Origin of the sequence: Brevibacterium sp. ZH18, from assembly GCF_022748595.1 — a bacterium.
Lineage (GTDB): Bacteria > Actinomycetota > Actinomycetes > Actinomycetales > Brevibacteriaceae > Brevibacterium.
This window is the reverse complement of the sequence record NZ_JALDSX010000079.1, coordinates 1-6,846: the sequence shown is the minus strand read 5'-3', so window position 1 is coordinate 6,846 and position 6,846 is coordinate 1. Positions and strand designations below refer to the sequence as shown.

General features: G+C 55.7%; 9 protein-coding genes. 5 read left to right on the top strand and 4 right to left on the bottom strand.

Going from position 1 to position 6,846, the window contains the following annotated elements:
- Positions 1-131: 131 nt before the first annotated feature.
- Complete coding sequence (locus tag MPN20_RS16755) at positions 132-578, top strand: hypothetical protein (RefSeq protein ID WP_242783975.1); 447 nt, start codon at positions 132-134, stop codon at positions 576-578.
- A gap of 311 nt (positions 579-889) precedes the next feature.
- Here MPN20_RS16755 and MPN20_RS16750 read toward each other — a convergent pair whose 3' ends face one another.
- The 3 genes from MPN20_RS16750 to MPN20_RS16740 form a co-directional block, all read right to left on the bottom strand.
- Complete coding sequence (locus tag MPN20_RS16750) at positions 890-1,324, bottom strand: hypothetical protein (protein WP_242783973.1); 435 nt, start codon at positions 1,322-1,324, stop codon at positions 890-892.
- 271 nt (positions 1,325-1,595) lie between these two features.
- Positions 1,596-2,240, bottom strand: a complete 645-nt coding sequence (locus tag MPN20_RS16745; protein ID WP_069599203.1) for an SAR2788 family putative toxin — start codon at positions 2,238-2,240, stop codon at positions 1,596-1,598.
- A complete protein-coding gene (locus tag MPN20_RS16740; RefSeq protein WP_164743316.1) occupies positions 2,225-3,022 on the bottom strand; it encodes a S8 family serine peptidase in 798 nt (265 codons plus the stop codon). The genes MPN20_RS16745 and MPN20_RS16740 overlap by 16 nt, the downstream gene beginning before the upstream one ends.
- A gap of 569 nt (positions 3,023-3,591) precedes the next feature.
- Between MPN20_RS16740 and MPN20_RS16735 the strand changes: the two genes are divergently transcribed.
- Together MPN20_RS16735 and MPN20_RS16730 are read left to right on the top strand one after the other, a co-directional pair.
- Entirely contained in the window at positions 3,592-4,083 is a 492-nt protein-coding gene (locus MPN20_RS16735; RefSeq protein WP_083248606.1) for an SRPBCC family protein, read from the top strand.
- Between the two features lie 333 nt (positions 4,084-4,416).
- Positions 4,417-5,046 carry a recombinase family protein gene (locus MPN20_RS16730; RefSeq protein ID WP_242783971.1) on the top strand — a complete coding sequence of 210 codons (630 nt, stop codon included), beginning with the start codon at positions 4,417-4,419 and terminating at the stop codon, positions 5,044-5,046.
- Between the two features lie 70 nt (positions 5,047-5,116).
- Here the strand turns inward: MPN20_RS16730 and MPN20_RS16725 are convergent, their stop codons facing one another.
- Entirely contained in the window at positions 5,117-5,416 is a 300-nt protein-coding gene (locus MPN20_RS16725) for a hypothetical protein (protein WP_098730941.1), read from the bottom strand.
- A gap of 288 nt (positions 5,417-5,704) precedes the next feature.
- Between MPN20_RS16725 and MPN20_RS16720 the strand changes: the two genes are divergently transcribed.
- Complete coding sequence (locus MPN20_RS16720) at positions 5,705-6,334, top strand: hypothetical protein (protein WP_242783969.1); 630 nt, start codon at positions 5,705-5,707, stop codon at positions 6,332-6,334.
- 28 nt (positions 6,335-6,362) lie between these two features.
- On the top strand, positions 6,363-6,791 hold the full coding sequence (locus MPN20_RS16715) for a hypothetical protein (protein WP_242783967.1): 429 nt from the start codon (positions 6,363-6,365) through the stop codon (positions 6,789-6,791).
- Positions 6,792-6,846 lie beyond the last annotated feature (55 nt).

Genomic DNA, 6,846 nt, shown 5'->3' with positions numbered 1-6,846 from the left:
TTCGGCCTCGGCCACGTTGCGATGTCGACTAAACAGGTAATGAAGCCTCAATCGAATACATGTGAAACTTCGCAGCGCACCCTTGGCAAGGGTGACGTAGCTGGAATCAATCTCATCTATTAGGGGCACCTGTGAAGCATGCTTTTACTCGAACTGCGGTGGCTCTCTCTGCGGTACTGACACTGGGCTTCACGGTTGCCTGTAGCTCTGAGCCGGAAGGAGGCCAGGTGGTTTCGTGCGGGGCATATGCACAAGATCCTGATGTTGAAGCCTTAATTGATGAGTCAGTTGCAGTCATCGTCGGGGACCTCAATGAGGCCGGTGAGAGTTCGGCAGAAACTCATGTAAAGGATGTTTTCAAGGGCTCGATAAACCCTGGTGACACGATCTCTTTCTCGTGGGACAACGCTTGCGGAAGCCCGACGGACTTCCTCACCGCGCCCCCCGAGGACAAGGAAGAATTCGTGTACTTCCTTGGTAAGCAGGGAGAGCAGTACACGCTCGTTGAGGGCGCTTACGGCATGTTTAATGCATCTGATGCTTTCCTCGGTGAAGTCTCTACCGCAACTCGCAAGTGAGCACGAGTCTATGAACAACCCGTCCGTGTCGACGATGGGGACACATGGGATCCGACGAGGACGAAGCAGCTAACGGTGGATGTCTATCGGGTATACCCTCTTACCGAATCTGTCTATGGCCTGGGCCAAGGTTCGAACAAAACCGTCAAGGACGACACCGCCTTGACGCTGGAAACTGGCCCTCTCTATCTACGACGCCGGTTTCAGTAGTTGTCTGCGCAAACGTCGAGACCCACACGCGCAGAGGCGAGGCCACACTATGCGTGGCCTCGCCCTCGGCTGGAGCGCACCGCCACAGGTGCAGAATCCGGCTATCCCTCGGATTCTTCCTCAGTGTCAGCCTGGGACTGCAACTCAACAAGTTCATCCGCACGCCGACTCAGCTCGCCTGCAACCTCAGCCAGTGGTCCTCGTGCCAGCTCGACGAGTTTCATCGCGTAACGCCTATTAAAACTCGTATCAGGACTATTCGCGTCGCCCTCTGCGTATGTGAGGGTGTCCGCAATCTCTTCAAGACTCGACGCCGCGAGCCGGAGCATCCGCTCCCAGCTACGATCTTGGGCGTGTGGCAACCACACCAGACCTAGGGAATAGAGCCCATCGAGTCTTTCCGCTGCAACGAACCGTTCAACTGTTGATAAACGATCCAGCCATGCGCTGATGAACCTGTCGCACAGCTCGGAATGATCAAACTGCAGATCGGGCTTATTATTGTACAAGGTCTCGGCCACGTCAGTGATCGACATGCGCTCAGCGATAGCCAATGCCTGCGTTAGATCATCGTCCTTCGACTCCAGTATCGCTGCGGCCAGCTTCTTCCTACTTGAGAGGGTATCCCCACCATCCATTACTAATCTGACCTCCCTTCTTCGCACAGGTCACCACAATGTACTTCCCCTTATAGGGCATAGCCGCTTGGCGGCCTGATCCCTTTTTATATGTTGAGTGTTTGCCGTTGGCCATTGCGCGGGACATGGGATTCGCGATTTTCCCCCGCGACGTGGCACCAATCTTGTCTCAGTTGTGCCTCTTCGCCCGGATATGCTTCCACTTGTTCGCGTTCTGCTTCAACAAGTACTTCGACGCAGCCTGCTTGATCTTCGACTTCCCTATTTGCTTGATCGCTGCTTTAATCCCGACACGGGCGAGGAGGCCAAGAACCCACAGAATCGGGAATGCCTGCGCATTCACCTGGGCAGAAGAAACCTCAATGGTTTCTCCTGACTGAGCATCTTCGAGAGTTGCAGCGAAGGCTTCATCACCTAAATAGGTGAAATCACGGACGAGTAGTTCGCTTTCAATGTCTTCACCATCGACGACTGCTTCAACCGTCACCGACTGGATCAGCTCATCAAGAGGAGCATCGGAATCCGTGGCGACATCCACACGCGAATCAATACCTTCAGCCTCAACCGAGGTGGAGACTGTGCCACCGACCGCGTCGACGTCTACAGTCGTATCTAGGTTGTCGCCGCCCTCATCAAGCGACTCAACACCTGAGGTCGCCTCATCAGGATCAACAGAGACACTATGTGTGCTGACGCTTGGTACTTCGGTTGGCTCGTCGGCCGCGACCGGTGAAATATTTGCCGTCGACAGCCCCACCGCTAACGCGGTCACCGCTGCAACAGCAGCGACGCTCTTCCTTAAAGAGACTTGCATTCCCTCGGGTCCTTTCCTTGTTCTTCAATGGATTCTTCTATCGCTTGATCGACAGGAGTGTTCCTGCGGGTCTGATCACGAGTGTGTGGAGCAATCAGTGGCCAGCACGCGGCAATCTTTCCCGCGGCAATCGCTGTTGCAGGAGACGTCCCTGAATACGGCTGGGTCCCACCTCCCGGGCTCTTAACGTGGATCTCCTCACCGGAAGCAAGGAGATTCGTGGCTCGAGTATTCGTGAATCTCAGACGGTGGCCTGATTTGTTCAGTGCCCCCACTGAGATCACTCCCTCATATTGGGCTGGGTATGAGGCGAAATCTCCAATACCGTTCCCGGCAGCGGAAAAGATGGTCACGCCATCGTTTTGAGCGTGACGGACCGCTTCCTTCAGCTCTGGCGCGTCCATTTCGGTCCCGAGCGCGGCGACGATCATATCCACATCTTGTTGTGTCGCAGTCGTGATCCCAGTCGCCAAGTCTTCAACTTCCCCGACACCAGAAATATCAAGAGCCGGGACGTCGACGATCTCGATCGTCGGAGATCGTGTAGATGGTTTTGCTGACGCGCTTTCAACCATGATCGCGGCCATGGCTGACCCGTGTTCGCTCACTCTCGACGGGGCGCCCGGCACCGAACGAACCTCGATCTTCGCCTTATTCAATGCTGGGTAGGTGGGATCAATTCCTCCATCGATGATTGCGATCCGAACCTTCGAAACAGTTTCTACTGGCGTGAAAACGATGACAATGGCGACCATGGCGAAAACGATGACGACGGCTGCCACCAGGGCACGCTGGACCCACCGGCGGGGATAAACGGGGGCCAGGGCCATCCGGGAGTCTTCTCGCATGGTCTCGCAGTCTGTGAAGAAGGGTGGGGACGATCTTTCAGGGGGATAAGCCGTCCTTAAACCTAACAATCCCTGAGTTGGCTTCCGGGGTCGCTCGTGTGAAAGCAATCAAACCGTTACCTGCCGCAGGTCCGGGCATACAGTGTGGGCGCCGCGGGCGCCTCGCACGAAAGTATGAAATTTCGAGACAACTTCGGCCCAGCAGGCCGGATGAGTGCGATCATGTCAATCGAGTATCCCTGCTCACCGAATCTGTCCACTGATTGGGGTTAGGTGCGAACAGAACTGTCGAAGTTCGCACGGGATTGACACTCGAAGGCCGCGGACTCTGCATCTGCAGCGTGTCTCCCTGGTGGCCGAGCCGACATATTGCCGTGGTTTAATGGACTTTCCAGATCCGGCTTGGAATGACGGACCATGCAAGTACGTGTCATCATTCGCTTGTGAAGTACCGGAACATCATTGCGGTATGAGCGCGAGACCATGAGGAGACGGTCACATCGATGGGAAGCAGATACTTCAGCCATACAGAAGAGTTCTTCGTCGAAGCTGACCCCGAAGCAGTCTGGAGGGTTCTCGCCGATCCGACTGCTCTTGCTGGATCACACCCGATTGAAGTGAAGCCTGAGGGTCACATAGCATTGACCGCAGGTGACCGTTGGATTGAATCGCATCGGCAGTGCGGATGTGGAGGCGACGATGTCATATGGACAACACTGGTTGCTGAGAACCCAACAACTTACGTGAAGCGCGGCAGGCAAGCCGGGACTACAATGACCGACACGGTGCGCCTCCGACCAAAGGGATCCGGCTGCATCCTCCGAAACCGCCTGGCCTTCTCCCCAAGCTTTGTCGGCAGGTTCCCAGAAAAACTCGTAACCTGGAGGCGGATCGCGACGGGAAAGCTCCCAAAAATGGTTGTTACTGAGGAATTTCTCGACCGCTTTGCTTGTATTCTGAGCGAGCATCTTGGATGCAGGGTCACCCGCTTGTGAATCTTCCTTGTTGACGTGCAAATATCACCTTGTTGCTCCACAGGTACGGGAAAACTAGAGTAGCTACGATGGAAGCCCGTAGGCCGTAGCAGATCCTAAACTCGCGCTGGGGAAGCACTACAACATCAATAAGCCTTCCGCCCGATCGCAAATCAACTGTCCAAAGCGACGATGATGGCGAGGAGGAGCATGCTTCGTAGTAGCAACCGTGCGCTTACGATCGCGAGCACAGTATCTAAAGATTTCTGTCAAAGGAGTATACCCCTTTGACAACCGCGATCTTGCCCTGAAGAATGCTGTCAAACGGGTTGCGATTCCAGTGATTGGACACATATGCCTACCGACTCCGAGAACCCCTCAGATGCCCTGTTCGGACAGACACTCGGCTATGTGCGAGTCAGCAGCGCCGATCAGAACCCTGGCCGGCAGTACGAGATCATCGGTTGGTGCGATAAGACGTTCGAGGACAAGGTCAGCGGGAAATCACGCGCTAACCGCGCGGGCCTGAACAAGCTCATCGACTATGCGCGCGAGGGCGATCATATCCGGGTGGCCTCGTTGGATCGCCTGGGCCGAGACGCCCGAGATCTCTACTCGCTCGTCGACACACTGACCGGGAAGGGCTGCACGGTCACGTTCGTCTCGGAGAACATCACCGTCTCCAAAGATGGCAGCTCCCCGATGCAGGAACTCTTTCTCACGTTTCTGTCGGGGATGGCCCAGTTCGAGCGCGCGCGGATCCTTGAACGCCAGCGGGAAGGGATCGAGCTGGCGAAAGCTCAAGGCGTCTATCAGCGCAAACTCACGGACGAGGATGTGCAAGCCTGCAAAGCGATGGTCGACATGGGGATCTCCGTGGCGGAAGTCGCCCGCCGCTATGGGGTCTCTCGGCAGACTCTCTACAACGCACTCAAAGGAGCAGGGGCCTACTCCCCCTCCGACCGCGGTAGTAAGTGGACATAATAAAGTGGCAGCGACCACGCTCTTCAGGCGCGTGGCCACTGCCACCCAATAATTGGGCTCTAGAGCCGTTCTATGCAGTGTGAAGCGCGGAGGGAGACGCCGACTTCCGTGATTTACCGATCTTCTTGATGCCGAGAGTGTAAATCAGTGCCCATGCAATCCCGGCAGGTGCCGCTATGGCGAACGTCAGACCCGAGAGGTACATGGTTGGGAACGGCCATCGAGGACCGGACCCGTCTAGCGTTGATACGTTGAACCCGAAAATGGTGCCAAATACGTACAGGTATGCGTACACGGCCAAGAACACCGCGGCGGCAAGGCCGGCGATCGCTAGGGGCGCGAATGCGATAAGGACATCACGGCGTTTCATCACAACACCTTCTTTCGTTCACAGAGTGACTGATTTTACCAGCTTCACTTAGGGTTGCACTGGTGCTTAAGGTTGAGCTGCTTCCTCCTGGCTATGTCAACTAGAACTGGCCCCACCCTGACGGCCTGAACTGGCCCCACCCTGTGCCCCCACTCCCTCCAGCCGGTCTGACTGAAACTGCCCAAATTTCATATTTACGGGGGATGCGCTCAAGGCCACAGCCGACATAGTGTCAGTCCGTTCGCTGCTAACAGTGAACGGACTCTACCCACAGCGAAAGGCACCACTATGAGGAGATTCAAACCAGCATTGGCTTGTACGACCCTGACATTCCTCCTTCTCAGCTTCGTAGCCACCCCAGCCACGGCTTCCGAACCAGACGAAGTCAGCGAAGAAGAAATCACATCTTCGCAGGGACCATCTCCCTATGTTCAGGCCGACACCGAAGAAGAAGCGATGCGGAAACTCGACGCGATCGAGAAAGAACACCCGCAGGGCATCTCGGCCCAGGCTGCGTACAAGCGGTACGGACCCTGCACCTTGCACCCTGCCGGATTCCACACCCGAAAATCAGCCGGATACAAATACGGTGGAGTGAAACCGGTCACGGTGTGCACGAAGAAGGTGACCGGAATCAAGATGGCCTCCCAACTGAGAGTGAAGAACGGTCTCATGTGGGTCAAGGCTGGGATCGAAATCCCACAAACCGCTAACGACAAGGACCTGCGTACCGGCGGCAAATACAAGAAGAAGTACTATGCGGTGAAATTCACGCAGACGAACATGAAGTATAAATGCAAGGGAACGAAGAAGCACAACTGGTCGGCCAGCTCGATCGGCCGACTGCGGTATCAGGGCCGGACGCTTTGGGCGCGGGTGACTTCGCCGATACTCTCAGTGCAATGCGGTCCGCACTAGAGCCCGCTGACATGTAGATGAGGTGATTATGGGTAACCAGAAGGTATTTTTGCTCTTCGCTAAACAGTCTTCCCCGTTTGACTCGGAAGAGATGATCGATCCGTTCATAGGGATTGTGACTGACGAGCGAGATTGTGAGCGGTTCGAGGCCGAACACTCAGAGTACGAAGTCAGCTGGGAAGAACGGTTCATCAATGATTCGGAGGGGCATTGGGTTGAGCCTGGCGACACCGTGTATGGCTACTTTTACATGTCGACGATCAGAGAGTCCCCAGAGGGAGAAGTCCTCGACCTGTTGACTGATGCAGCTATCGAGTCCGTGATCTATCAACAGGCTAACGCCCGCAAAATGCTTGCGATTGGCCATATTCAGGTCGTTACCGTCGGTGACATTCGACTGGATGGCAACTTCCCAGTCGTCGATGATCCGGCGGACTGGGAGAAAATCAACAACTAAACGAGGAACACACGCTTCTCCTTAGCCGATGGACGGGGCAGAACCGCAGGCGGTT